This window comes from Dyadobacter sp. SG02, from assembly GCF_900109045.1.
In the GTDB taxonomy this organism is placed as follows: domain Bacteria; phylum Bacteroidota; class Bacteroidia; order Cytophagales; family Spirosomataceae; genus Dyadobacter.
Window position 1 is genome coordinate 67,113 of the sequence record NZ_FNYL01000017.1, and the last position, 25,590, is coordinate 92,702.

Here is a 25,590-nt window from a genome sequence, read left to right on the forward strand (position 1 = left end):
ACAGCTCCACGGGTTAATATTATTCAAATTCTTTCCGCAGGATATCGAGTACTTCCTCGACAGTCGCTTCTTCAAGGTCGGTCCTTCTTACCAGCTCTTCTTTACTCAGAGCGAGTACGCTTTTCGCTGTATCCAAACCGATTTTGTGCAATTCGTCGATGATCCATTCGTCGATCTCATCCGAGAATTCGGTCAAATCAACGTCTTCGTCATTTTGTTCTTCGATATCGCGGAATACATCGATTTCCATTCCCACCAGTTTGCCGGCCAGCTTGATATTCTGTCCGCCTTTACCGATTGCCAGTGATACCTGGTCTGGTTTGAGGAAAACCGATACGCGCTTGGCGTCGCGGTCGATCTGCATGGAGCTTACTTTCGCGGGGCTCAATGCGCGGCTGATGAGTAGTTCAAGGTTGTCGGTGTAGTTGATAACGTCGATGTTTTCGTTACCCAATTCACGGACAATGGAATGGATACGTGAGCCTTTCATACCTACGCACGCACCCACCGGGTCGATCCTGTCGTCGTATGATTCGACGGCCACTTTGGCACGTTCCCCTGGTTCACGAACAACTTTTCGCACTGAAATGATTCCATCATAGATTTCCGGGATCTCCACTTCGAACAATCTTTCCAGGAATACCGGCGATGTTCTCGAAAGCGTAATCTTCGGCGAACCGTTGTTCATTTCCACTTTATGGATCACCGATTTCACGGATTCTCCTTTGCGGAAACGATCTTTTGAAATCTGCTCGGTACGCGGGAGCGAAAGTTCATTGCCCTCCGAATCCACGATGATCACCTCGTGTCTCAAAGTCTGGTACACTTCGCCGGTGATCATTTCGCCTACCTGATCTTTGTATTTTTCATACATGATCTCTTTTTCCATGTCCTTGATCTTCTGGATCAGGGTCTGGCGGGCGGTTTGCACGAGGCGGCGACCGAATTCAACCAATTTTACCTCTTCGGCAACTTCTTCACCTACTTCAAAGTCACTCTGGATCTTGCGCGCTTCCGCAAGAGGTATTTTATTATATTCCCAGATATCCTCGGAGTTATCGTCCACGATCTCACGGGTACGCCACATTTCGAGGTCACCGCTTTCCGGGTTGATGATTACATCAAAATTATCGTCGGTGCCATATTTCTTGCGAATCATAGTACGAAATACCTCTTCCAAAACACTGATCATCGTCGGACGATCGATGTTTTTGGAGCTTGCGAACTCCGCGAATGATTCAATTAATATTCCGCTATCCATTGCTTAGTTAAAGAATATTTGCTGATACTAAGTTATACATATTATATAATTGATCACAACCGAAAAATGCGATTCCGGCGTTGTGAGTCTATTTAAACGAGATTTCGATCAATGCTTTGGAGATTTCATCCAGGCCGATCGTCCGCACCAGCGACGCCTCGTCTACCGGTGTTTTCGGTTTTTTCTTGGGGGCGGGCAGCTGGATCGTAATGTTTTCATCACTTGCATCCGTCAGGTTTCCTTGCAGCACTTCTCCGGTTTTCAAAGTAATCTTGAGATTCCGGCCCACATTCTTCCTGTACTGGCGCGGCAGCACCAACGGCTGGTCAAGGCCAGGGGAAGAAACTTCCAGTGTGTATGCATCAGTGAAAATTTCCAGCTCTTCAAGCTGCTTGGCGAGCCTGCGGCTGATGGAGGTGCATTGCTGAATTGTAATGCCCTCGTCGCTGTCGACAAGGATGGTAACTTTCTGACTTGCCTTGGAAGGTTTGATGGCGATATCTATCAGAAAACAATCTCCATCTTCCAGAAGCGGGGCCAGCAAAACTTCTAAGTGTTCCTTTACGGTCATGTATGAGCTATACAAATAAAAAAGGGGATTTTAGACCCCCTCAATCAATCGATCAAAATAGAATTGGATGCAAATATAAAATAATTTTGTCATTTCTACAAACATTCGGGGATGTCTTCCAAATCCATTTTCGTCCCCTATTTTTGCAAAAAATGCTATTCTGAATCAATGAAGGGGATCAAGAAGTTACTGTGGTTTTTGTATCAATGCTTTGCTTGTTATACCCTGCTGATTTACATATTGGTACTGTGGGTGCCTACCGACGGCTGGCTGGCCGGGTTTATGATGATGTCGTTTCCGGCCGTAGTGCTCATCCATCTGATTTCCATACCGGTTTGGTTTGTAATAGAGCGGAAAAAAGCCGTTTTGCCACTTGTACTGTTTGTCGCTGCCGGTTTATTTCTTTCGCGGACCTATGCATTCAAAAGTTCGGGGGAGGAGGCTCCCGCCGACGGTGCGCGGAAATTCTCCGTCATGAGCTACAATGTTCACGTATTCCAAAAGTATGCGGGGTGGCAGGGCGAGGCGCGACGCAAGGAAATCAAAGAAATGAAAGCGTGGATAGGGGATAGCGGCGCTGACGTGCTTTGCATGCCCGAGCACTACGACGAAGACGAAACCATTTTCGATACAGGAAATTATCTGAAAAAAAAGGGATATCGGCATACTGCCTATTTCCACGGCCGGAAATACGGAAAATCATATTGGGGGCTGGCAATTCTTTCGAAATACCCCATCGTCGCGTCCCGCGATACAATTTTTCTGGCGCAGAACGGACTGGTGCAGGCGGACATCAAGATTGGGCGAGATACGGTTAGGATTATCGGTTTGCATTTGTATTCCATGACATTGGGCCTGAGCAAGCTGGTCCGGCAAAAGGAAATGGACGGCATCGAAACCGAGGGACGTATTACGCTCAGCAAAATGAAAAAAGGCTTCACCCAACGGGCCGAAGAGTTTACCGTTTTGCAGGAGTGGATCAATGCATCGCCTTATCCGGTGCTGGTATGCGGGGATTTCAACGAGGTGCCTTATAGCTACATTTACGGAAAGCTGCGTAAATCACTCAAAAACAGCTTTGAAGAGAAGGGGCAGGGCTTTGGTTTTTCCTATAATCATTTACCTTATTTTATCCGGATAGACCATCAGTTTTTCGATGAAAGCAAACTTTCCGTTCATGACTTCACTACCTATTCCAAAATAAAGTTTTCGGACCATTATCCGATTATGGGTACTTACAGCTTTAAATAAAAACAGGCTCCGAAGAGCCTGTTCTACTGATATTTTACACCGAGACTATCGAGCTCGTGCGCCGATATGGTAGGTGGGAAAATGCCGTGGTCGAGCTTCTGCTTGACGAGCGCACCCGTTTCCGCAGCGTCCTGTTCCGTGGCAAAGCCATTGATACCGGGTATTCCGGGAATAACCTTTTGCTCGATCACCAGCGTAGTGTCCTGACGAACGTTGTAGCCCCAGCCATGCTCGCCCCTGATTGTTTCAACCTTGAAACGGGAAAGGCCTTCGCCGCCCTGATTTACCCCCTGTTTCTTGAAGAACAGAAAGTAAATCGCTGCTGCGAAGGCCAGTATACCTATGATCAGGATTCTGCTGTTTTTGCGGATCACAGATCGTCGTCGTCGTTGATAGGCAGACTAGGATCGAAGCCCCAGAAGTCGTCTGTTCCGCCTGAACCACCTGCGCTACCTGTACCCAGGTAACCGATTTTACCGATGGTGAATGAACCAGCAAATCCTCTTTGAGTTGGGAAAGGAGCTCTCTCAGTCCAGCTGTTCGCGCCCGGATCGTATTCCCAAACAGCAGAACTACCTTTTCCACCCACAATGTAAGCTTTTCCGTCGATCACGAATGAAGAACCGTAAGAACGTGCAGGGAAAGCATCCTGATCGAAACCGTCGGCGAAATCGATACGGGTCCAGTTACCTGAGCCGCCGTTACCAGCGGGGTCGAAGCTGTAAATGTCCTTGAAGGAAGTTCCGGCATTGCTTTCGCCGAAACCTACATAGGCCTTGTCGCCGATAGTGAATGAAATGGCGCCGGTTCTTTTACCACCTTTAAATGTAGCCATTTCGGTCCATTTGTCGGTAGTAGGATTGTATTCGTAGAAATCCTGGTAGTAGTTGCTCGCATTGAAACCGAGACCTACGTATGCTCTGTCATTCACGACGAAAGAAGTTGCAAACTGACGGGGACCACCGCCAAAGTCAGCGATAGAATCCCATTTGTTGGTAGCAGGATCGTATTCGTAATAATCTTTTTTGTAGCCGTTGTCAACAGTCCGTACGTCATCGAAACCGCCGCCGACATAAGCTTTGCCTTTCACCACGAATGCCGTAGCGTTGTTCCGGCCGGTTCCGGGGAAGGGGGTTATTTGAGTCCAGGTCTGTCTTTCGGCATTGTAAGCCCAAAAATCTTTCACCCTGGCAACTGTCTCGTTGGTATAACCCGTACCAATGTAGCCTACGCTACCAATCACAAAACTCACTGCATTGGTCCGTATAGATCCTCCGAAGCTTGGCAGATCCCTTCTGAACCAGTTTCCGCGTTTTTCTTCATCATCATCGTTCTTACAGCTTATCTGCACCAACGCTGTTGAAGCGACTAGAAGGGCTAACGAAGTCTTTTTTAAGGTATTAAACATGAATTTATTGTTTGACGAATTGTTACAAATGAGTATTGAGAATTATTGAATGTTTCAGCGGATCGCCATGGTATACACGGTATGACAAGAACACTGCTAACCTAAATTTTTTGCAAACATAACATCTTGATACTGCTAAGTAAAATAATCGGAAATTTTTTGTCCAAAACTTTAATCCCTCAGTTACTTTCAACGCGTATCAGGTTACAATGTTGCGCCGTTATGGCGGTCGACTGATTTGAGGATGCATTCCAACTTCGAAAGGTTTGAAATAGTCCTACTCCTTTTACGTTTCTAACCTTGTTTGCCACTAATCGGGTGCTTGCAGCGTAACACTTGAAAAGCCTTTGTTTTAACTCTTACGTATGCATTCCTTTTTTTGTTGCAAACCGGATTTTACTTTCTTATTTCTCCTAAATCGTTGAATCATGTTGTAATTAAGAATGCAACTGATATTTTTGCACTTTTTACTGTACTTGCTCTAAATGAAATTTCAGTCTAATTCCTTCGGGAAGTCGTCCATAGTCTCTAAGCTTCTGATCATAATTGGATTTGCGTTTTCGCTCGCGGCGTGTGAGTGGGGGGATCAGATCGAATCCCTTAATCAGCCCGATCTCGACGATTTTGCGGTGCTAAGTGCCGATACGGTGACCATTCAGCTATCCACGATCGGGACCGACTCGCTAATGACGGGAGCGGCTAGCCGGATGTTGCTGGGAACTTATAAAGATCCCTACTTCGGCAGGGTGAAAACAATGAGCTTCTTTCAGGCTACAAAGGATGAGGGCGCGAATATCGCGCAGGAAGCATTGTACGATTCGCTTATCCTGGCGCTGAAATTTGATAATGCGTACAGCTACGGCGATAGTACCAAACCGATGAATCTCACCGTTCACAGGCTGCTGAGCAACATTCTTGATAAAAGCGCTTATTGGAACCATAACTCCACGCCCTACGATCCCACCCCGATCGGAAAAACTACAATTATTGCAAGACCCAGAACAACTTCGTTCTTGAAAATCAAGCTCTCCGACGTGCTTGGGAAACAGGTTTTTCAAAAGGCTCAAAACAACCAGCTAACAGGAGAAGACTGGCTCGACCTCGTTAAAGGATTGGTAGTTGTGCCTGCGGCGACTGACAATGGACCGATTGTCGGCTTCAAATGGGGAGGGAATTTTGAGGACACAACATCCGTACAACTTCACTATCACATTCCTTCGGTAAGCGAGTACAAAAAGGATTCTACGATATTCAAAATAAAAGCGTCATATAATCAAACCGTTGCTGATCCTACCGGAACACAGCTTGCGAAGTTGCCGGAAAACAAGCGAATTTCACTGTCGTCTACGCAAACAGCGAACCAGGCATTTATGCAGGCAGGTACGGGGATTATGATCCGCGTGGACCTGCCTTACCTGAATAATTTCAAATACACAAAATACACGGCCATCAATAAGGCCTTCCTGAAAATAAAGCCATTGAGAGCCTCGGTTACCAATCCTCTCCGGGTTCCGCCGGTATTGTACCTTTATCGGGTCGACAAGAATAATCAATTGTATACGGACGGAAACGGTGCTCCATTGCCCGTGTCGATCTTGGGCGGTCAGGGAGGTGCATCTGCTGCCTTCTTTACCGATCTGGTCAAAAACGAACAATATTACCGCTTCGATATCAGCTCTTTCGCTACGGAGCTGATGGTTTCGGAAACGAACGATGTCGGCGGGATCATCATTCGGAGCAGTCCTTACGGTTCGGCCACTGGCGCTTACCGCGACCAATACACCGAATTCTCCATGAGCGTCGACAGGCTGGTGGTAGGCGATCAGAAGAATTCCGACAAGGGTGTTGAACTTGAATTATATTATACGAGGGTTAAGCCCAAATAATAGCAGGAGCATTCATAAAATAAGGGGTAGGCCGCAACGCTTACCCCTTATTATTTTACATAACTACCCCGTTCTTCGGCAATATTTTCTCCGGGATCTTCTCCGCACCGATCAGTTCGAGCAAATTGATCTCTATACTGCGCGACATGGAAGTCATCGGAATGTCATTTGGCCCGTTTTCGAACGGGTTTTGCATGATGTAGGCAATCCATTCTACATAAAAGAACAGGAACGAAATCGTGAATGTGATGGGGATGGCAATGCGGCCGATGCTCTCGACCAGGCCCATGGGAAGTACCAGCGTGAAAATGAATATCACCAGGTGCACGAAAAAGGCATATTGCGTGGGGAAAACGGTATTCTTGATCCGCTCGCATTTGCCCATCGCATCGCACAACCTTTGTAATGTGTTGTCGATATTCTGGTATAGCAATGTCTTGATTTGCCCGGAATCGTGCAATGCGGCCATTTTGAACTGGATCAGGTTCAGGATGGCATTGGGGATATTGTCCTGGGCGCCTACGTATTCGCGCTCGTCGGTGGTCAGGTGCAGATCCGCGTACACGAGTACCTGCGTGCGACGGAGCGAGTTGGCCAGGGCATAACACCAGGCGATCTGCAAATGGGCGATGTTGGAAACGAGCTCGTCTTTTTCAGCATCGGGGCCCTCGATAAATGCCTTCGCTTGTCGCACCAGCGTGCGGCTGTCGTTGACGATCTCTCCCCACGATTTACGGGCTTCCCACCAGCGGTCGTACGCCGAGTTGGTCCTGAAACCGAGCAGTAACGAGAGCGCGGTACCGAGAATGGTGGTGATGGAAATAGGAAAAGAGAGAAAGTGCCAGTTCTGATAACTGAAAAGATAAAATACCAGCGTTGCGTAAGCAGTTACCGCAACCACGCCCACCCAAATGCCTTTGAGCAGGCGCCAGATCGAGAAGACCTCTTTGACGTACATATACAATCATAATAAGTTCTCCCCAAAATATAAAAAGCGGGCCATAGTAGCACCCATGACCCGCTTTTTGAAATAAAAACAATATCCTGTTAATGCGCAGGAGCGTCGGCTACATTGCCAGGCCTTGTCGGTTGCTGGCCTTTTTTGCCTGTCGCCAGCTTCTCGATGGCCACGAACAATACCGGCACCACGAAAATCGCCAGCGAGGTAGCGGCGAGCATACCGCCAAATACCGTCCAGCCGATGGTTTTCCGTGATTCGGCCGCGGCGCCGCTTGCAAATGCGAGCGGTAGTACCCCAAGGATAAATGCCAGCGACGTCATAATGATAGGCCGCAAACGCAACTGAACCGCTTCGAGCGTCGCTTTTACGAGCTCCATACCATTGTCGACCCGCTCTTTGGCGAATTCGACGATCAGGATGGCATTCTTGGCGGCGAGACCGATCAGGGTAATCAAACCGATCTGCGCGTAAATGTTGTTGGACAAATTCGGCAGGAAAGTCAGCGTCAGGATCGAGCCGAACGCACCGATCGGTACGGCGAAAAGTACGGAGAACGGGATCGACCAGCTTTCGTAAAGCGCCGCCAGGAACAGGAATACGAATACGATGGAAATCGCAAAGATGGTCGTGGTACTGTCACCCGCTTTAATCTCTTCACTACTCATACCTGAAAACTCGTAGGCATAACCCGCAGGCAGTTTGGCAGCCTCTTCGCGCAATGCCGTGATCGCCTGACCGCTACTGAAACCGGGTTTCGGCGTACCGTTGATCTCCACCGAACGGTAAATGTTGTAGTGGGAAATCAATGCAGGGTTTTCTACGACTTTCGAAGTAACCAATGCACTGAGCGGTATCATATTACCTGCCCTGTTACGAACGTAGAATTTCTGGATCTTGTCGAGCGACGAGCGGAAACTGCTGTCGGCCTGCACCATTACACGGAAGTTACGGCCGTAAAGGTTGAAATCGTTGACGTAAGTACTACCGAGCAATGTCGACAGCGAGTTGAACACATCATTGACCTGTACGCCCAGTTTCTTGGTTTTATCACGGTCCACGTCGATCTGATAGCTCGGGGTCCGTGCATTGAAGAAGGTATAGGCGATCGCAATCTCAGGGCGTTTATTAACCCTTCCCAGGAATTCACGGGCGACGCCTTCAAACTGCTGAATATTATCCGTACTGGTCGACTGCTGTAACTGGAATGTAAAACCGGACGTCGCACCGAGGCCCGGGATCGCAGGAGGGGCGATCGCGAGTACGCGGGCTTCCTTAATATCCGCCGTACGTTTCTGGATTTCCTTGATCACCGCCTGTACGTGGTGCTCGGCACCTTTCCGGTCGGCCCACGGGTGCAAGCTCACGAACATCGTTCCCACGTTGGACTTGTTGGAGAAGCTGATCACGTTCAATCCGGCCAGACCACCCACTACTTTCACCTCCGGAATCGACGATACGCGGCCCATAATGTCTTTAATCATCGCCACGTTGCGTGTGGTTGAAGTCGCTTCCTGCATTTCGTAGGTTACGAAAAGACGGCCTTCATCTTCCACCGGAATAAAGCCCGAAGGTTTGTTTTTAAACAGAAAGAACAATCCTACAAACAAGCAGACCATCATCACAAGCACTAATGGCGTGGCCTTGATCCATTTGGAAACGCCTCTGGTGTACGAGCGCGAAACTTTATCGAACCAGCGGTTGAAACTATCGAAGAACTTTTCGAGCAGGTTCTTTTTCTCGTCCGCACCTTTGGAAGGGCGCAGCATGATGGAGCAAAGCGCCGGTGTGAGCGAAAGCGCCACAAATGCCGAAAGCAATACAGAAACCGCGATCGTGATCGCAAATTGTTGGTAGAGTCGGCCAACGATACCCGGTACAAAACCTACCGGCACGAACACCGCCGCGAGTATCAATGCAATGGCGATTACCGGGCCCGAAATGTCTTTCATAGCCTGCTCGGTAGCGGCGCGGGGCGACATTTTCTTTTCATCGATATAATGCTGTACCGCTTCCACCACCACAATCGCGTCATCCACCACAATACCGATCGCAAGTACGAATGCAAAGAGCGTCAGCGTGTTGATCGTAAATCCGAAAGGAATAAAGAATATAAATGTACCGATCAGCGAAACCGGGATCGCCAGGATCGGGATCAGGGTTGCACGCCAGTTTTGAAGGAACAAAAATACCACGAGTACCACGAGGATCATCGCTTCGCCGAATGTGTGCAGTACTTCCTCGATGGACACTTTCACTACGGATGCGGTCTCAACCGGGATCACGTAATCGATGTCTTTCGGAAAGGTCTTTTTCATTTCTGTCAAAGCCTTCATGACACCTTCGTAGGTATCAAGCGCGTTCGCGTCGGGTGCCTGGTAAATCAACACAAATGCGGCAGGTTTTCCCGCTACGAATGCATTTACACCGTAATCGAATTTACCGAGCTCCACGCGCGCAACGTCGCGCAGGTAAACAACACTTCCTTCCTCAGGTGAGGAGCGGACGATGATATCTTCAAACTGCGCTTTGGTATTCAAGCGGCTGTTGGTGAGTACGCTGTATTCAAATGCCTGTGCGCCCGGCTGCGGCGTACCACCTACGGTACCGGCCGCGATCTGCAAGTTTTGCTCCGCCAATGCCGCGGAAATGTCCGACGGCGTCATGCGCAGGTTGGCCAGCTTCTCGGGGTTCAGCCAGATACGCATCCCGAAGTCGTCCGCACGAGACACGATATCACCCACCCCTTTCACACGTTGGAGTGCGTCTTTGAGGTAAATATTGGCGAAGTTACCAATGAACTGCGAATCGTGCGTGCCATTGGGCGAGTACAATGCGAGCGCGATCATGATACTCGGCTGGCGTTTCCGTACCGTCAGACCGAGGCGCTTTACCGCATCGGGCAGGGTAGGCTCGGCCACACTCACACGGTTCTGCACGTCGAGGGCCGCGATGTTGACGTCGGTACCCACGTCGAATGTGACGTTGATGCTGCTTTGGCCGCTGCTGGTACTGTTGCTCGACATGTACGTCATGCCGGGCACACCGTTGATCTGCGTTTCAATAGGGGTTGTGGTCGTTTGCTCGACCGTCTGGGCGTCGGCACCCGTGAAGTTCCCGCTAACGGTTACGGTAGGAGGGGTAACATCAGGATATTGGGCCACCGGCAGGGTGGTGAGGGCAATGAGCCCCACCAGGACCAGGACCACCGAGGCTACTATCGCGGTGACCGGCCTTTTTATAAAAACATCTGCAATCATTTCGTACTGGTTTATGAAATAGTAAAAGGGACCGGCTGCTTATTTTTTGGGAGCGGCACCCTGAGCTGGTGCGCCTTCCTGTACAACTGCGCCTTCACGAAGGTTCTGCACACCTTCCACGGCGATTTTCTCGCCTTCTTTCAGCCCTTCCCTGATAATGATGTTCGGGCCGATGGCGGTGCCGAGCACGACTTTGCGCTGGGTAACTTTGCTGCTGTCGCCTGCCACGTACACAAAGTACTCACCCAATTGCTCGGTTACGGCTTTGTAAGGGATCACCACCGATTTCGCACCTGCATTGTTCAGTACCTGCACAGTGCCGCTCATGCCTGCGCGAAGCTGGTTGTCCTTGTTGGGGAATACCAGACGTGCCTTGATGCTACCGGTCTGCGGGTCCACGGCGCGGTCGAGCAATGCGATTTTGCCGTGTGCGGGGTAAACATCCGTTCCGAATTTGATCGAGAATGTCGAATCGCTGGCCTTTTGGGATTTCATTAATGTGGTGAAACGGTAAATCTCTTTCTGATCCACATTGAAATCGACCGCGAGCTGGTTATCTGTCGAAACCGTGTTCAGAATGGTCTGACCTGCTGAAACCGGTGCGCCTACTTTCACTTGCGAAATACCGATGATACCGTCGAAAGGTGCGGTCACTTTCGTGTAGCGCACACTCGTCTGACTCGCTTTAATGCTGGCCTTGGCGGCATCTACCTGTCTTTTCGCAACTTCCAGGGCAGCGTCGGCATTATCGACGAGCTGTTTGGCTACGGCGTCGTTCTTTTCGAGTTCGTGGTAGCGGTCGGCGTCCTTTTGCGCACGAGCGAGGTTCGCTTCCTGCACATTCAGACTGGCAACGGCCTGGTCGTAGTTGGCGTCGTACAGCTGCGCGTCGATCGTGTAGAGCAGCTGCCCTTTGCGCACGCGGGCACCATCCGTGAAGTGAATGCCGGTTACGAAGCCTGTAACCTGCGGCCGAAGCTCGATTTCGTTCAACGGCACCACGGTTCCCGGGTATTCGTCGTAGTAAGTAGCCTCTGAGGTAGCCACCTCTGTAAGCGTAACATTAACCGCCGGAGGTGCGGTAGGTGCCTGTTGCTGGTCTTTTTTGCCGCATGAGAAGATCGTCAATGCAAGCAGGGCAGCGGGATAATATTTTGTTGTATTTAAAAACATATCATTAAAATATTTTCTAATGGAAGCTGGTGTTAATGGAGGCTGGCTGTGAGCCCGGCCTGTTATTGAATATTAATCTGTCCGAGCGCTTTCTGAACGTCGATCTTGCTCGCGAGCACCAGGTACAATGCATTATAATAATTGATGCGCGCCAGACGGAGGTCGGTCTCGGAAGTAACCACTTCGAGGTACGTTTTGATACCCGATTTGTATTGCAGTTGCAGCACGTCATATACCTCACGCGCAAGCTCGACATTCTCTTTCTGAGCCAGCAGGTTCGTCAGGTTACCTTTATAGTTTGCCAATGCAGCCGCATATTCCGAATTCACATTGTTTTGAAGGCCTTTCAGATCCCAGTCGAGGCGTTTGAGCTGCCATTCGGCTTGTTTGGTATTGGCCTTTCTTTTTCCGCCCTGGTAAATAGGGAGCGAAAGCGTCAGCACGCCGAACGAGTTGGGATAGTTCTTGTTATAAAGGTCCGAAAACTGGTTGTTCTGGAAGTTTAGGTTATAAGCCCCGTTTACGGCCAGGTTAGGCAAATAGCTCCATTTGTTGTAGGTCAGATTCGCTTCCGCGAGCTTTCTTTGCGTTGCCAGGATCTGGTACTCGATGCGTCCGTTCAGATCCACGTTCTGCAAAGTGTCCAAAGCGATTTCCTGCTCCATTTGCAAAGTGTCGTAGCTGATTTGCAACGCTTTCGTAAGCGGATAGCCCATCAGCGTTTTCAGATATTCGAGTTTCGCCTTCAATACTTCCTCGTTGCTCTTCTTGTTGGCGCGGGTGTTGTTAAGCGAAATGGTCGCCCGTTTGTAGTCGATCTTGTCGGTAATGCCCGATTTGTACTGATTCTGGGCATCTTTCAGGCTGCGTTCGAGGCGCACGATGTCCTCTTCGGCTACTTTAATCTGTTGGGTGGTGGCCAGTACGTCGTAGAATGCTTTGGAAACACTCACAGCCAGGTCGGTTTTGTTGTTCACCGTGTTCTGGCTCGCCGCGAAAAGCACGTCACCACGGGTGCGCTTGGCCAGCAACACGTCGCGGTTGAAGATCTGTTGCGAAAGCGTAAACTGCGCGGCCGAGAGATTGCTCACCCCCAGTTTCACCGGGTTACCGGCGATAATGCTCGTCTGAACAATAAAGTTGTGCTGCAAATTGTAATTGAAGCCGATCTGCGGGTACCAGTCGGCCAGTTTGGCGCGGACCTGGTTGGCCGTGATCTGCTCGTCGATCAGCGATTGCTGGATCGCTGGCTGGTTTTTGATAGCGTACGCAACCACATCCTGTAAAGTTGCCTGCTCCAAGACCGGCGCTTCCCGGCTACTTTCCTGGATGCCCTGAGCCAGGGCGGTACTGAGCAAATTCAATAAGAGGAATGCCGAGCTAAGCGCCAAACGCGTCGTTTTTTGTGGCTTAGACCAATACTTCATGTAGGTGTTAATTAGAATTTTGAATAGAGATAAGTGTTTCTGTCTGATGATGAACAGGTTAAAAATTGGAAAAAAGCATGATAGGAGTCAGCTATCCGTGGCTAGGAACAGGATTTTGACCCCCGAAAAGAAAGGATTGAGCGGCGTGAGCATGGCCAGTAGGTTTAGAGAACGTTTTTTGTAAACAATCGGTGACATTAATGGTCTGCGTATAAGCTGCCCCGTTGTCCGATTGTACTTATTAAGGATTAAAATGATGGAATAGTTTCCTATGCTTTTGAAAAAAATTGGCAAGGCACCATACTTTCTTTAAAATGTGTAATTTTTAAAGAGAATTGTGCTTTACAGGACATTTCAAAGGCGATTTATTATGCGTAAAAATTACGCATAGAGATTATTCGGCGACCATTTCGTGCTGCGGCCATATCTTTTCGATCAGCCACGCAAAGATGATCACCAGCGTGCAGCCGATCAGGTTCAGCCAGAGGAATGCGGTGAGGTCGATTACATAGCTGGCGATTACGAATATTTCTCCGATAATGCTTCCCCAGAAAACTGCACGGCTGCCAATGTTTTTGAAATAGAATGCCACGAGGAATATGCCCAGAATAGTGCCGTAAAACAGCGAGCCGAGGATATTCACCGCCTCGATCATACTGCCCAGCCGCGAGGCATATTGCGCCACCGCAATGCAGAACACGCCCCAGAAGAATGTCGCCCAGCGCGACGCGGCCACATAGTTGCGGCCGTCCTCGTCTTTGCGTACGATCCGCTTGTAAATATCGATGATCGTGCAGGAAGCCAGCGAGTTATAAGCTGCCGCGACCGAGCCCATCGAGGCCAGTAATATCACGGCAATGAGCAGGCCCACCATACCCGCGGGCAGGTAATCGATCACGAAACGGAGGAAAATGTAGTTCACATCGTTGGTGTCGCCGCCATTCGCTTTCGAAAGTACGGCGGCCGCCTCTTTTCTTACTTCCTTCACTTTACCTTCCAGCCCGGCCAGAATGCTGCGTGAGGCAGCAATCGCCTGCTGGTCGTCCTTGCGGATAGCGTCCGTGAGCGCCATAACCTGGGGCCGCTTCACAGCCTGTATTTCCTCATGCTGCTTTTCCAATGCCGCATATTCCGCTGCATATGGGGTTGATTTGACCTGATCGACGGCCGTCTGGTTAAAGAAAAGCGGTGGCGTTGTGAACTGGTAGAATGCAAACACGAGCACGCCCACCAGCAGGATCAGAAACTGCATCGGTATTTTAAGCAATCCGTTCATGGCGAGTCCTAACTTGCTCTGCCCCTGCGAGCTGCCTGTCAGGAAGCGTCCTACCTGCGATTGATCGGTACCGAAATAGGAGAGTTGTAAAAAGAACCCGCCGATCAGCCCCGACCATACATTATATCTATTATTCAAGTCGAATGTAAAGTCGATCAGGTTCACTTTCCCCATCTTGCCGGCCACATGCAAAGCATCGGTAAACGACACCTGTTCGGGCAGGAACTTTACGACCATCACACCCGCCACGACCATGCCGACCGTGATGATACCCATTTGCTGCAAATGGGTATGCGAAACGGCCCGCGAGCCGCCGAGCGTCGTGTAGAGGATCACTACGCCTCCCGAAATAATATTGGTCCAGGTGATATCCCATCCCAGAATGGCCGAAAGGATCAGCGACGGCGCATAAATGGAAAGACCGGTTGACAAACCGCGCTGCAAAAGGAATAAAAACGCCGTCAGCGCACGCGTACGCAGGTCGAAACGGCCTTCGAGAAATTCGTAGGCGGTGAATATTTTCAGCTTCCCGAATTTGGGAACGAATGTCACGCAAAGTACCACCATCGCGAGCGGTAGCCCGAAATAGAACTGCACGAAGCGCATTCCGTCGGTATAGGCTTGTCCAGGGGCGGAAAGAAAGGTAATGGCGCTAGCCTGTGTGGCCATGAGCGATAACGTCACATGGTACCAGGGCATCGATTGCCCGGCGAGCAGAAAGGAATCCATGGTATGTTTCTCGCGGCTGCGGTAAATACCATATATGACAACAAAGAGAAGGGTAAGCGAAAGAACAATCCAGTCGAGCGTGCTCATTGAAAGTGGGCCATAAATAAATAGAAGAGGACAATTTGCAATGCGAGCATGCCGATCAGCAGAATGTACAGCTGTTTCCAGCTATTGACAAATGGGGGCAGCCCGTCGCGATCCTGCGAGCTATTTTCTTTTATGATCATTGTTCGGGTTGAAAGGTTTAGTATTGAAAAATGGCCGGGTATTGTACCACAAGCAAAAGTAGAACGGTTTTGACTTAATTTTAGCATGGAAAAATGTTAACGAAGCGTTAACGGTAGCCATATGGGAACGGCCCCGGACAGGACAGAACAGGCTGGCCGGTTGATTTTTAATTATTTATTTTCCGGGAATATTACAATCCTGAACACCAAAACGATCTGTCTGTGAAAAACTACCTGGCCTTCCTTTCACTTTTTCTGTGCCTGCCTGCCGGTGACATTGCCGCTCAGGAAGTATCCGGCCCCGCACTCCCCCCGATTTTCGACAACAGTTACGAAGCCCAGAAGGATTCGAGAATCCGGCAGTACCTGTCGCCGAAACGCATTGTGTGGATGTCGGACCGCAGCGGGACGAGCGTGGTGGATGCTTCCGCCCTGCTCCGGAAAGGCACAGGCCAAGCCGACCTGGTTCACCAGAATTTCGCAAAGCTGATCAGCACGGAAGGTGAAACGCCGGGCATATTGTTTGATTTTGGAAAGGAAATTCAAGGCGGCATCCAGATCGTAACCGACCAGCCTGCCAACCAGAAGCCCATCCGCATTCGCATTCGGCTGGGCGAATCGGTCAGTGAAGCCATGTCCGAGATCGACACCATCCAGGGCGCGACCAACGACCATGCCATGCGCGATTTCACCATTCAGGTGCCGTGGCTTGGTGTAATGCAGGTAGGTAACTCCGGCTTTCGTTTTGCAAGAATAGACCTCGTGGACGCCGACCGCGAACTGCAATTGAAAGAAGTACGGGCTATTTTCGAATACCGGGACATTCCCTACCTCGGCTCGTTCAAAAGTAATGACGAGCGCCTGAACACCATCTGGAACACCGGTGCCTACACGGTGCATTTGAATATGCAGGAATACCTGTGGGACGGTATCAAGCGCGATCGCCTGGTCTGGGTAGGCGATATGCACCCGGAAGTGATGACGATCAACACGGTTTTTGGTAAAAACGAAGTAGTGGCCAAAAGTCTCGACCAGGCCCGGGACATTACGCCGCTGCCGGGCTGGATGAACGGCATTAGCGCTTATTCGATGTGGTGGGTATTGATTCACAGGGATTTGTATAAAAATCAGGGCGATCTTGAATACTTGCGCAAGCAGCAAAAGTACCTCGTCGCATTGCTGGACCAGTTGATGGCGAAAACCAAAGACAACAAAGAAGACCTCGACGGTACCCGTTTCCTCGACTGGCCATCCAGCGAAAACCCGGAAGGTATTCACGCGGGCCTGCATGCGATGATGATCATGACGCTCGAAGCAGGAGCGGAGCTTTGCCTCATTCTCGATGAGCCCGCGCAGGCGACGCGCTGCAAAACCATGGCCACCCAGATGAGAATGTACGTTCCCGACGCCAACGGTTCCAAACAGGCCGCCGCATTAATGGCCCTGGCCGGCCTGATGCCCGCCGAAAAAGCCAATGCGGAAGTGATAGCGGTCGGTGATTGCGAGCGTTTCTCGACATTCTACGGCTATTATATGCTGCAAGCCAAAGCGCAGGCAAAGGATTACACCGGCGCATTGAACTGCATCAGAAACTACTGGGGCGGAATGCTCGACATGGGTGCAACGACCTTTTGGGAGGATTTCGACCTGGCCTGGACCTCAAACGCCGCACCGATCGACGAGCTGGTACCGGACGGGAAGGACGATATCCACGGTGATTTCGGGGCTTATTGTTACAAAAAACTCCGCCACAGCCTTTGCCACGGCTGGGCTTCCGGACCTACTTCATGGCTTTCGGAGCATGTCCTTGGGGTGAGCATTGTTGAACCGGGTTGTAAAACGATCCGCATCCAGCCTAACCTGGGTGATTTGCAATGGGTAGAAGGTACTTACCCGACTCCGATGGGCGTGGTGAAGATCCGGCACGAAAAACAGACCGACGGCACTGTGAAGTCAAAGATCGACGCGCCGAGAGGGGTGAAAGTGTTGCGTTAAGATTTAATCCGTTTTTTATGAAAACTAGTTTAATGTCGGTAATACTGGCAATGGGAAGCGTTTTGGCGCATGCAGAGGGGCTAACGCCGTCGTACCTGCGTTGCGAATACAAAGAATCGCCGGTGACCGATGTCGCCCGTCCGCGTCTGAGCTGGGAGCTTTCGGCCACTGAAAATAACCAGATTCAAACGGCATACCAGGTATTGGTAGCCACCTCGCCGGAAAAGCTTTCGGAAGACGCCGCCGATTTGTGGAATTCCCGGAAAACGTCCGGCCGTGCAACGGCACAGATCGAATATGCCGGAAAGCCGCTTGGTTCGCGTACCGTTTGCTATTGGAAGGTGCGGAGCTGGGACAGGAATGGCGCTGCCGGCGCATGGAGCAAGCCTGCCCAATGGGAGATGGGCTTGCTCGACAAATCGGAGTGGGAGGGGCAATGGGTCGGTCTCGACCTCGACGGGCTCGGTAAAGGCAAAGTGTACCATTTGCCGCCCGCGCCGTATTTGCGTAAAGAGGTCAACATCCGCAGAGCGGTTAAAAACGCCAGGTTGTACGTTACCGCTTTGGGGCTCTATGAATTTAGTATTAATGGGAAAAAAGCAGGCGACGCATTTCTGACGCCCGGCTGGACGGATTACGACAAACGGGTCTATTACCAAACCTACGACGTAACAGGGCATTTGAAAGCCGGGGTCAATGCATTAGCCTCACAGTTATCTTACGGCTGGTATGCGGGTTACCTGGGTTATTCATTATTAGTCCAAAATCCCGTCGTACACGCATTCTATGGGAAAGTACCCGTATTGAAAGCACAGCTGGAAGTGGAATATACCGATGGGAAAAAGGAAACTTTTGTTACCGATCAGAGCTGGAAAGCGAACCAGGGCGCATTGCTGGAATCGGATTTGCTGAATGGCGAAACTTATGATGCGCGTTTGGAACAAAATGGCTGGAATACGGCCGGTTTTGACGATGCGAAATGGAAAAATGCGGAGGTGTTTCCTGACAAAGCCGAACGTAAAATTCAGGTCTATCCCGGCCCGCCGGTTCGAATTACCCAGACATTAAAAGTGGTAAATCATAAAGACCGCGGCAATGGCACCTACATTTTCGATATGGGACAAAATTACGCGGGCATTGTCCGGTTGCATGTGAAGGGCCGCGCGGGAGACACTATCCGGCTGCGTTTTGGTGAAAAGCTGTATCCCGACGGCCGCCTGATGACCGAAAACCTGAGAATGGCCCGGGCGACCGACACTTACATATTAAAAGGCGATCCGGCCGGCGAAACCTGGGAACCGAAATTTACATTTCATGGATTTCAATATGTGGAAATAAAAGGGCTGAGAAATGCGCCGACGCCGGAAACATTGATCGGCCTGGTCATCGGCTCGGATACCCCGAAAGTGGGTGCTTTTGAAACCGACAATGCAATGATCAACCAGCTGTACAGCAATATCGACTGGACGCAGCGTGCCAATTACGTGGACATTCCCACGGACTGCCCCCAGCGCGACGAGCGCATAGGCTGGACTGGCGACGCGCAGGTGTACGTGAAGTCGGCGACATTCAACCGGGATGTGGCTTCGTTTTTCACCAAATGGGTGGTCGACCTGAACGATGGCCAATATGAAAATGGCGCCTACCCACTCTACGCGCCGCGCCCGAACCTCCGTAAGACCGATACTTTTTCTCCGGGCTGGATGGAAGCGGGCATTATCTGCCCGTACCAGATTTACCGCACATACGGCGACACCCGCATGATCCGCCGGGGATGGCCGGATATGGTGCAGTTCATGGACTTCCTCGATACCAGAAGTAAGGGAACATTCCTTTTTAAAGAGAATGCATTTGCCGACATCGATCCGAAAGGCGGCTTCGGCGACTGGCTGTCATTTGGCAAGAAAACCCCGCCGGACATGCTGGCCTCATTCTACTACGCCTATTGTGCCGATCTCATGGCCGAAATGGCGGGAGCGATCGGTAATGCCAAAGATCAGCAGCGGTTTACAGAAACGGGTAAGAAAGTGCGGGACGCTATTCGCGGGTATTATGTCGATCAGGATGGCCGTTTCAAATGCGACGCGCAGGCTTACGGCAATGGTGCGGGCTATGTGGACGGTTCCCTGGGTTTTACCGGACATACGCAAACCGCCTATGCCAACGCCATTTACATGAATATTATCAATACCGGCGACCGCGCGAAAGCCGGCGCCTACCTGACCACGTTGTTGAAAGAAAACGGCGACAAACTCGGTACCGGTTTTCTGGGCGCCAAGCCGCTGCTCCCGGCGCTTTCTGCCACCGGCCATTCCGATTTGGCATACAAACTATTCCTGAGCAAAGAATTTCCCTCCTGGGGTTTCGAGGTGGAAAACGGTTCCACCACCATTTGGGAGCGCTGGGACAGTTTCACCAAAGAAGACGGTTTCAAATACAATGCCGCCATGAACTCATTCAGCCATTACGCATTCGGTGCGGTGTGCGAATGGATGTTCGGCAACGCGGCGGGGATCGTGATGACCAAACCCGGATTTGAAACCTTTGACATACGCCCTGAAATCGCGCCGGATGGCATGGGTAACAATGGTATTAACCATCTGAAAGCCTCTTTGCGGACAATCAGCGGGACTATTGTTTCCGAATGGAGCAAGCAGGATGGAGGCCTGGCAATGAAAGTTTCCGTGCCCGTGAATACGCTCGCACATATATATGTACCCGCGGGCGCAGGTGCACAGGTGCTCGTGAATGGAAAGCAGCTATCTTCTTCTGCATTAGTCAAAACCGTTGGAAAAGAAGATAGCTACTTGATTGTCGAGGCTGGCTCGGGAGATTATGAATTTACGGTAAGCAAATAAGGGGATCAGCTTACTGTTTCGTTTACCAGCCGGTCTACGCAAATAGTGAGGCTATCGCGCCAGTATGGAATAGAAATGCCGAAGTTGTTTTTAATCTTCGACTTATCCATTACCGAAAATGCCGGACGTACGGCGCGGGTTACATATTCCGAGGTTTTCACCGGATTCAGTTTCACGCTTGTTTCGCTGAGGTCGAATACCGCCTTGGCGAAATCGTACCAGGAAGTGACGCCTTCGTTGCTGTAATGGTAAATGCCGTACGCCTTGTTATCGGCTTCAATGATGTCCAGGATAGTATTGGCCAGATCGATCGCGTAGGTAGGGGAGCCCACCTGGTCTACGATCACACCCAGTTGCTCGCGCTCGCGGCCCAGGCGCAGCATCGTTTTTACAAAATTGTTACCGAATTCGGAGTACAGCCAGCTGGTGCGGATGGTGTAATGCTCGGGCAGGATTTCGGCGATCGCCGCTTCCCCTTCCAGCTTGGTCAGCCCATACACGTTTTCCGGCTCGGCAGGATCGGTTTCGGAAAGCAGTTTGGGAATATCACCTTTAAAAACGAAGTCGGTGGAAATGTGGATCAGCGTGGCCTGGTGTTTTTTGCAAACTTCCGCAATATACGCAGCGCCGTCGCGGTTGACCTTCCGGCAGGTGTCCACATCGTCCTCGGCCTTGTCTACCGCCGTGTAGGCAGCGCAGTTGATGACGAACTGCGGCTTTTCGGCTGTAAAGAGCTTGTCAAGCAATTCTTTGTCGAGGATGTTGGCGTTTTCTTCCGAGGGGAAGGAGATGTCGGTAATGTTACGTTCCGTTGAGTTTTTTTTAAGGCAGCTTCCCAGTTGCCCTGAGGCACCTAATACGACTATTCTCATTGAGTATTTTTAAAATGCGTTCAACACAAATTTACGCAATGCCTCAGGGAAGGGGATATTATTTGTTGATTATTATTTTACGTGACGTGGTTTTGCCCTTGTCGTCTTCCATATTCACTACATAAATTCCCGCAGGAATACCATTTACATCAATGCCTTTTTCATATGCGTTGCTCACCGATATAAGACGACGGCCGCTCATGTCCCAAACTGACACCTGCTTTATCTTCCGGCCATTGCGGACGAAAATCCGGTCGCGCACAGGATTAGGATATACCGCAGCTTCCACCTCGTCCTGCGAACTGTTTTCCGGTTTCAGGATTTCGGTACCGTCCGATGCGATCAAACTATCCGCGCCCGGCGCCATTTCACGCGTATTGGTAAGATCCGCGCCAAACGTGTAGGCAAGGTAGGTGTTTGGAACGATGGCTGCATTAGTCGTCATCGAGCCCGCGCTGATGTAGCTGACACCACCATACAAGGACATCTGATCGACCGTAGAAGGAATTTTCACCCATTTTGATCCGGTCCAGCCGATGATGTAAATCTTGTTCAAATTCTGCCCCGGTGCGAACGAAGCCATGCCGCTTTCCAGATGCCACGCCAGCGTTATTTTCGTCGCGGTAGTGCCGTTGATATCCCAATATTCCTGGGTCGAAACCTTGCCTACATTGGCATCCTTGCTCGTGGACGAAAACGGGGCGCCGGCAGGAAGCGGCGGGTAATTGCCGCCCTTGTGGCTCGTGGTGATCCCGATGGCCGGGTTCGCCGAAAAATAGGCTCCCGTCGTACCATTTGCCGCAGCGGCAAACGGACGGTATACGCCATTGTCGGTGGTTGGAAAAACAAAGCGGTTGTTACCACTCATTTTTATATAGCCATCGACCATATTGGCGGTAATTACGGCCGTACTGGGGTAAGTGACCACTCCGAAAGTCTGGCGATCCGTAAATATCCTTTTCCTCTGTGCATGCGAGCTGTTCATCCCGATCAGCAGCATACAAACTGCTCCAAAAACATGTAAAACCCTTCTCATCTTTCCCTTTATAAATTCTAACCTAGATAACACTTTTTGTTACACAAAAATAGAATTTATACTACACATAAAAAAGTGTGCCTCGGGAAAATGATTGAATAGTTTTGCCTGGAAAATGAAAAAGGCGCCACTGGCGCCTTTTTCATTGCATTTTGGTTGTGGATACTGTAAGATAAATACTACTGCCCGCGTCCAAGGACCATTACTTGTACAGTCCTGAAAATCAGCTGGACATCGTCAAAAACACTATAAGATTTCAGATATTGAAGGTCATATTTAAGGCGCTCGACATTCTTGGCAACCGTATCGGCATAGCCTACGTTGATCTGCCCGATCGAGGTAATGCCGGGTTTAACCGTCAGCAAGCGCTGGAAGTCATGCGGGGCCGCTTCCATAAGCATGTCTACATCGTATTTGTACAAAGGACGCGGGCCTACTACCGACATTTCGCCTTTCAACACATTGATAAACTGCGGAAGCTCGTCGAGCCGCGACTTGCGCAGGATGCGACCGATCGGCGTAATGCGCGGGTCTTCGTCGCCTTTGGAATGCTGCAAACCCATTTTATCGGCATCTACACGCATACTGCGGAATTTGTAGATGTAGAACAACTCTCCCCAACGGCCTGAACGCTGTTGCTTGAAGAACACAGGCCCCGGAGAACTGATCTTGATCGCCGCCCACACCAGGAAAAACACCGGTGCGCCGAGGATCATCACGATCGTAGAGAATATAAGGTCGAATGCGCGCTTTACAGTCTGTTCGTTCAGGCTGGAAAACGGTTTGGTGTTGATTTCGATGATCGGGTACATGTCGTGGTACTCGATCGTCGCCATGTTCGTAACAAAACCGCGGAAGTCGGGAACCAGACGAATGTGTGTCCGCTGGCGTTCGCCCAGGCGGATTACTTCTTTCACCTGCTCGTCGTTCATTTCCGAAAGGCAGCAATACAGATAATCCAGTTGCTTCTCCTTCACCATGTTTTCCAACGACTGGATAGGGTTTTTGTCCGCAGAAGGATCAACAGCGCCGGAAAACCGGTACCCGAGTTCTTTACGTTCGGCATAAAACTCGCGGATCAGCGTGGCGAGGTCGCCCTTGCCGACGATCCCGTAGCGATTGTAATTGTAGCCAGCCTGACGGTACACTTTCAGGAAAAGCACAGCGGCCGCCCGCGACGCCGACGACAGGGAGATGAACATAATGTACGTCATCAGGAACTGGTAGCGCGAGTACTCCTCACCCTGCTTGCTCAGGTACAAAAACGCCATCATCACCGCGCCGTGCACCGTCACCGCTTTCAGAAAGCTGGCGAGCTGCGTATTGAAATGGTACGACAACCGCGTGAAGCGATAGGTTTTGAAAACGTAGATCGTGAAAACCCAAACCAGGTTTGCTACGAGCAGCAGGTTTACATACTGATTTTCGAACAGCGTGGAAAGGCCATTGTCAAACCGGAAGATGTAAGCGAAAAAGAAGGATAAATTCAGGAGCGCGACGTCCGTCCAGAGGTGAGCCTTGGGCAGTAGCCCAGGATAGTGATTTTTCATAAGTATTATAACGTTGAGTATAAATGCCTTTCAGATACCAACTCCATCTGGGGCTTATCGGGCTATCGGATCTTGAAATTCGGATCATGTCCGGATTCTACTTTCGACTGCTCGCCCCGGCAGGACGCATTCAATGGTATGTAACAAGTTTAAGGCATTTCTTTCTTAATTCAAAGCCCTATCCAGGCGTAAATGTCGTATTTTATTGATAATTAATGGTTTATGTTGATAAATTTATACAAGTATTTTGTATCCGCTATGTATTATCCTATTTTAACATTTTTAGTTGCTACCCAAAAATTTGTAGTATTATTTTTTGTAGTAGTCAGGAAGTCGTCACTTTATAATTGCCGAGCAGATTTAACTCCCCATTGCCTTCCACCTGAATACTTTTGGCGGTAATATCCTGACCGACAGAAACGGTATGCCCGCTGTTGATCACGACGACATCATTCGGACCGGGCATTCTGCCCGTCGACCAGATGGAGCGGTCGGGCCACATGCCGGAGGCCAGTGACTGGACCTTGTCGGAGAAGAGGGAGGTGGTTGTGAAGTTTTTGTAGAGGATGCTGTTGGAAGTTGTTTCCGCAGCGCCGAGCCAGTCGACGAGGAGGTCGCGGTAGACGCGTCGGAAGTCGATTTGCATTTTGATTTCTTGATTCTTGTTCCATGATGGTGCCACAATCGGTTCCAGGTCAGTGGTAAGAACCGGGGCGGTGCCGACGATCTGTCTTTTTATCCCCGATCCGAAAATGAACATAGGAGCGGCAACCCCATGGTCGGTCCCTTTAGATGCATTGGAATTTGCACGACGGCCGAAGTCGGAGAATGTCATTCCAATTACCCTGTTTTCTGTTCCTTGTAGTGCCAGGTCTTTTTGGAATGCGGCAACTGCGTCGGAAAGTTGTTTCAACAAAAGTGCGTGTTCGCCTTCGGTCGTTAAGGTGCTTACCTGGTTTGCATGCGTGTCAAAGCCTCTCAGTTCCACATAATAGATTTTAGTTTTTAACCCACCGTGTATGAGTCGGGCAACTACTTTTAATTGTTCTGACAAATCGTTCGAGGCAACGCCTGCAGGGTAGGTAGCTAAATTCGTGCCTTTTTCACCCGCAGCCTTTATTTCGGCGGAATAGCCAACAGACATCACCTGTTGTTCCCGGTAAAATTTTATCAATGACCCGGCATCACAGCAGGGTAGAGTAGTATCTGTCACCGGGTTGAGGTTACCCATCAGTTGATAGAAGCTACCAGGGTTTTGGATAGAAATATTCATTGGTTGAGATGGCCCCAGTAGCGTTGTGGTATTGATGTACCCTATCTGAATAGCGAGCGGATCGCTCATATCAGCAGTAGGAAAGGCGGTGGGATACCCGGGGAATCTTTTATCGAGATATCTCCCGGCCCAACCTGTTTCAGAATATTTCTCAGCATCGACTGCAGTCATCCAAATGTCTGACGAGCGATAGTGGGATTGATTCGGATTGGGGTAAGATACTGAGTTTACTATGCTGAGTTTGCCCTGGTTATAAAGCTCCTGCATGCCGGTCATAACCGGATGGAAGCCGAACTCGGAATTGCCTGAGAGCCTGAGTATCTGGGCTTCGGGAATCGCGATATTGCTTCTCAGATTATAGTATTGAGAATAGTATTGAAGTGGGATAACCGTATTTAAACCGTCATTACCGCCATTAAGGTAGATAATAACGAGCACCTTATCCTGCTCGGCGGCAAGGGCCTGGGATACGGCGGAAAAAAAAGGGGAATTTCGTCCAAAGGTTTTAAATCCTAAACCATTAATGGTTAGTGGCAGGACGAATGAGGACGCGGCTGATATAAATTCTCTTCTCTTCAT

Annotated in this window: 18 protein-coding genes; 4 read left to right on the top strand and 14 right to left on the bottom strand. The window is 50.1% G+C overall.

Annotation, left to right across the window (positions count from 1 at the left end):
• Positions 1–19 precede the first annotated feature (19 nt).
• The gene (gene nusA, locus BMW93_RS30350; protein WP_090385457.1) at positions 20–1,261 is read right to left on the bottom strand and encodes a transcription termination factor NusA; all 1,242 of its coding nucleotides are present in this window, start codon (positions 1,259–1,261) and stop codon (positions 20–22) included.
• An 88-nt stretch (positions 1,262–1,349) separates the two neighbouring features.
• Positions 1,350–1,832, bottom strand: coding sequence for a ribosome maturation factor RimP (gene rimP, locus BMW93_RS30355; RefSeq protein ID WP_090385459.1), 483 nt, complete (start codon positions 1,830–1,832; stop codon positions 1,350–1,352).
• Between the two features lie 168 nt (positions 1,833–2,000).
• On the opposite strand from rimP, the gene BMW93_RS30360 reads away from it, so the two are divergent.
• Positions 2,001–3,083, top strand: coding sequence for an endonuclease/exonuclease/phosphatase family protein (locus tag BMW93_RS30360; protein WP_090385462.1), 1,083 nt, complete (start codon positions 2,001–2,003; stop codon positions 3,081–3,083).
• Positions 3,084–3,106: 23 nt separating this feature from the next.
• Here BMW93_RS30360 and BMW93_RS30365 read toward each other — a convergent pair whose 3' ends face one another.
• A complete protein-coding gene (locus tag BMW93_RS30365; protein WP_090385464.1) occupies positions 3,107–3,457 on the bottom strand; it encodes a DUF4907 domain-containing protein in 351 nt (116 codons plus the stop codon).
• Entirely contained in the window at positions 3,454–4,491 is a 1,038-nt protein-coding gene (locus tag BMW93_RS30370) for a kelch repeat-containing protein (RefSeq protein WP_090385467.1), read from the bottom strand. Before BMW93_RS30370 ends, BMW93_RS30365 begins: the two co-directional genes overlap by 4 nt.
• 485 nt (positions 4,492–4,976) lie before the next feature.
• On the opposite strand from BMW93_RS30370, the gene BMW93_RS30375 reads away from it, so the two are divergent.
• Entirely contained in the window at positions 4,977–6,377 is a 1,401-nt protein-coding gene (locus BMW93_RS30375) for a DUF4270 family protein (protein WP_090385468.1), read from the top strand.
• Between the two features lie 55 nt (positions 6,378–6,432).
• Here BMW93_RS30375 and BMW93_RS30380 read toward each other — a convergent pair whose 3' ends face one another.
• The 6 genes from BMW93_RS30380 to BMW93_RS35610 all read right to left on the bottom strand — a co-directional run bounded on the left by BMW93_RS30380 (position 6,433) and on the right by BMW93_RS35610 (position 15,427).
• Positions 6,433–7,335 (bottom strand): bestrophin family protein, encoded by a 903-nt coding sequence (locus BMW93_RS30380; protein ID WP_090385471.1) that lies wholly within the window; start codon positions 7,333–7,335, stop codon positions 6,433–6,435.
• An 89-nt stretch (positions 7,336–7,424) separates the two neighbouring features.
• Complete coding sequence (locus BMW93_RS30385; RefSeq protein WP_090385475.1) at positions 7,425–10,595, bottom strand: efflux RND transporter permease subunit; 3,171 nt, start codon at positions 10,593–10,595, stop codon at positions 7,425–7,427.
• A gap of 39 nt (positions 10,596–10,634) precedes the next feature.
• Complete coding sequence (locus BMW93_RS30390; protein ID WP_090385477.1) at positions 10,635–11,768, bottom strand: efflux RND transporter periplasmic adaptor subunit; 1,134 nt, start codon at positions 11,766–11,768, stop codon at positions 10,635–10,637.
• 62 nt (positions 11,769–11,830) lie between these two features.
• Complete coding sequence (locus BMW93_RS30395; RefSeq protein ID WP_090385480.1) at positions 11,831–13,195, bottom strand: TolC family protein; 1,365 nt, start codon at positions 13,193–13,195, stop codon at positions 11,831–11,833.
• Positions 13,196–13,589: 394 nt separating this feature from the next.
• Positions 13,590–15,287 carry a sodium:solute symporter gene (locus BMW93_RS30405; protein WP_090385485.1) on the bottom strand — a complete coding sequence of 566 codons (1,698 nt, stop codon included), beginning with the start codon at positions 15,285–15,287 and terminating at the stop codon, positions 13,590–13,592.
• Positions 15,284–15,427, bottom strand: a complete 144-nt coding sequence (locus BMW93_RS35610; protein WP_177194244.1) for a hypothetical protein — start codon at positions 15,425–15,427, stop codon at positions 15,284–15,286. The genes BMW93_RS30405 and BMW93_RS35610 overlap by 4 nt, the downstream gene beginning before the upstream one ends.
• Before the next feature lie 222 nt (positions 15,428–15,649).
• Between BMW93_RS35610 and BMW93_RS30410 the strand changes: the two genes are divergently transcribed.
• Together BMW93_RS30410 and BMW93_RS30415 are read left to right on the top strand one after the other, a co-directional pair.
• Entirely contained in the window at positions 15,650–17,422 is a 1,773-nt protein-coding gene (locus BMW93_RS30410; protein WP_229241020.1) for an alpha-L-rhamnosidase C-terminal domain-containing protein, read from the top strand.
• Positions 17,423–17,439: 17 nt separating this feature from the next.
• Positions 17,440–20,280 (top strand): alpha-L-rhamnosidase, encoded by a 2,841-nt coding sequence (locus BMW93_RS30415; protein ID WP_090385488.1) that lies wholly within the window; start codon positions 17,440–17,442, stop codon positions 20,278–20,280.
• A 5-nt stretch (positions 20,281–20,285) separates the two neighbouring features.
• Here BMW93_RS30415 and rfbD read toward each other — a convergent pair whose 3' ends face one another.
• The 4 genes from rfbD to BMW93_RS30435 all read right to left on the bottom strand — a co-directional run bounded on the left by rfbD (position 20,286) and on the right by BMW93_RS30435 (position 25,590).
• Complete coding sequence (gene rfbD / locus BMW93_RS30420) at positions 20,286–21,152, bottom strand: dTDP-4-dehydrorhamnose reductase (protein ID WP_090385490.1); 867 nt, start codon at positions 21,150–21,152, stop codon at positions 20,286–20,288.
• Between the two features lie 58 nt (positions 21,153–21,210).
• The gene (locus tag BMW93_RS30425) at positions 21,211–22,188 is read right to left on the bottom strand and encodes a T9SS type A sorting domain-containing protein (protein ID WP_090385493.1); all 978 of its coding nucleotides are present in this window, start codon (positions 22,186–22,188) and stop codon (positions 21,211–21,213) included.
• Positions 22,189–22,367: 179 nt separating this feature from the next.
• Positions 22,368–23,738: a sugar transferase gene (locus BMW93_RS30430; protein ID WP_090385495.1), complete on the bottom strand. Its 1,371-nt coding sequence runs from the start codon at positions 23,736–23,738 to the stop codon at positions 22,368–22,370.
• Positions 23,739–24,063: 325 nt separating this feature from the next.
• Positions 24,064–25,590, bottom strand: a complete 1,527-nt coding sequence (locus BMW93_RS30435) for a DUF1501 domain-containing protein (protein WP_090385498.1) — start codon at positions 25,588–25,590, stop codon at positions 24,064–24,066.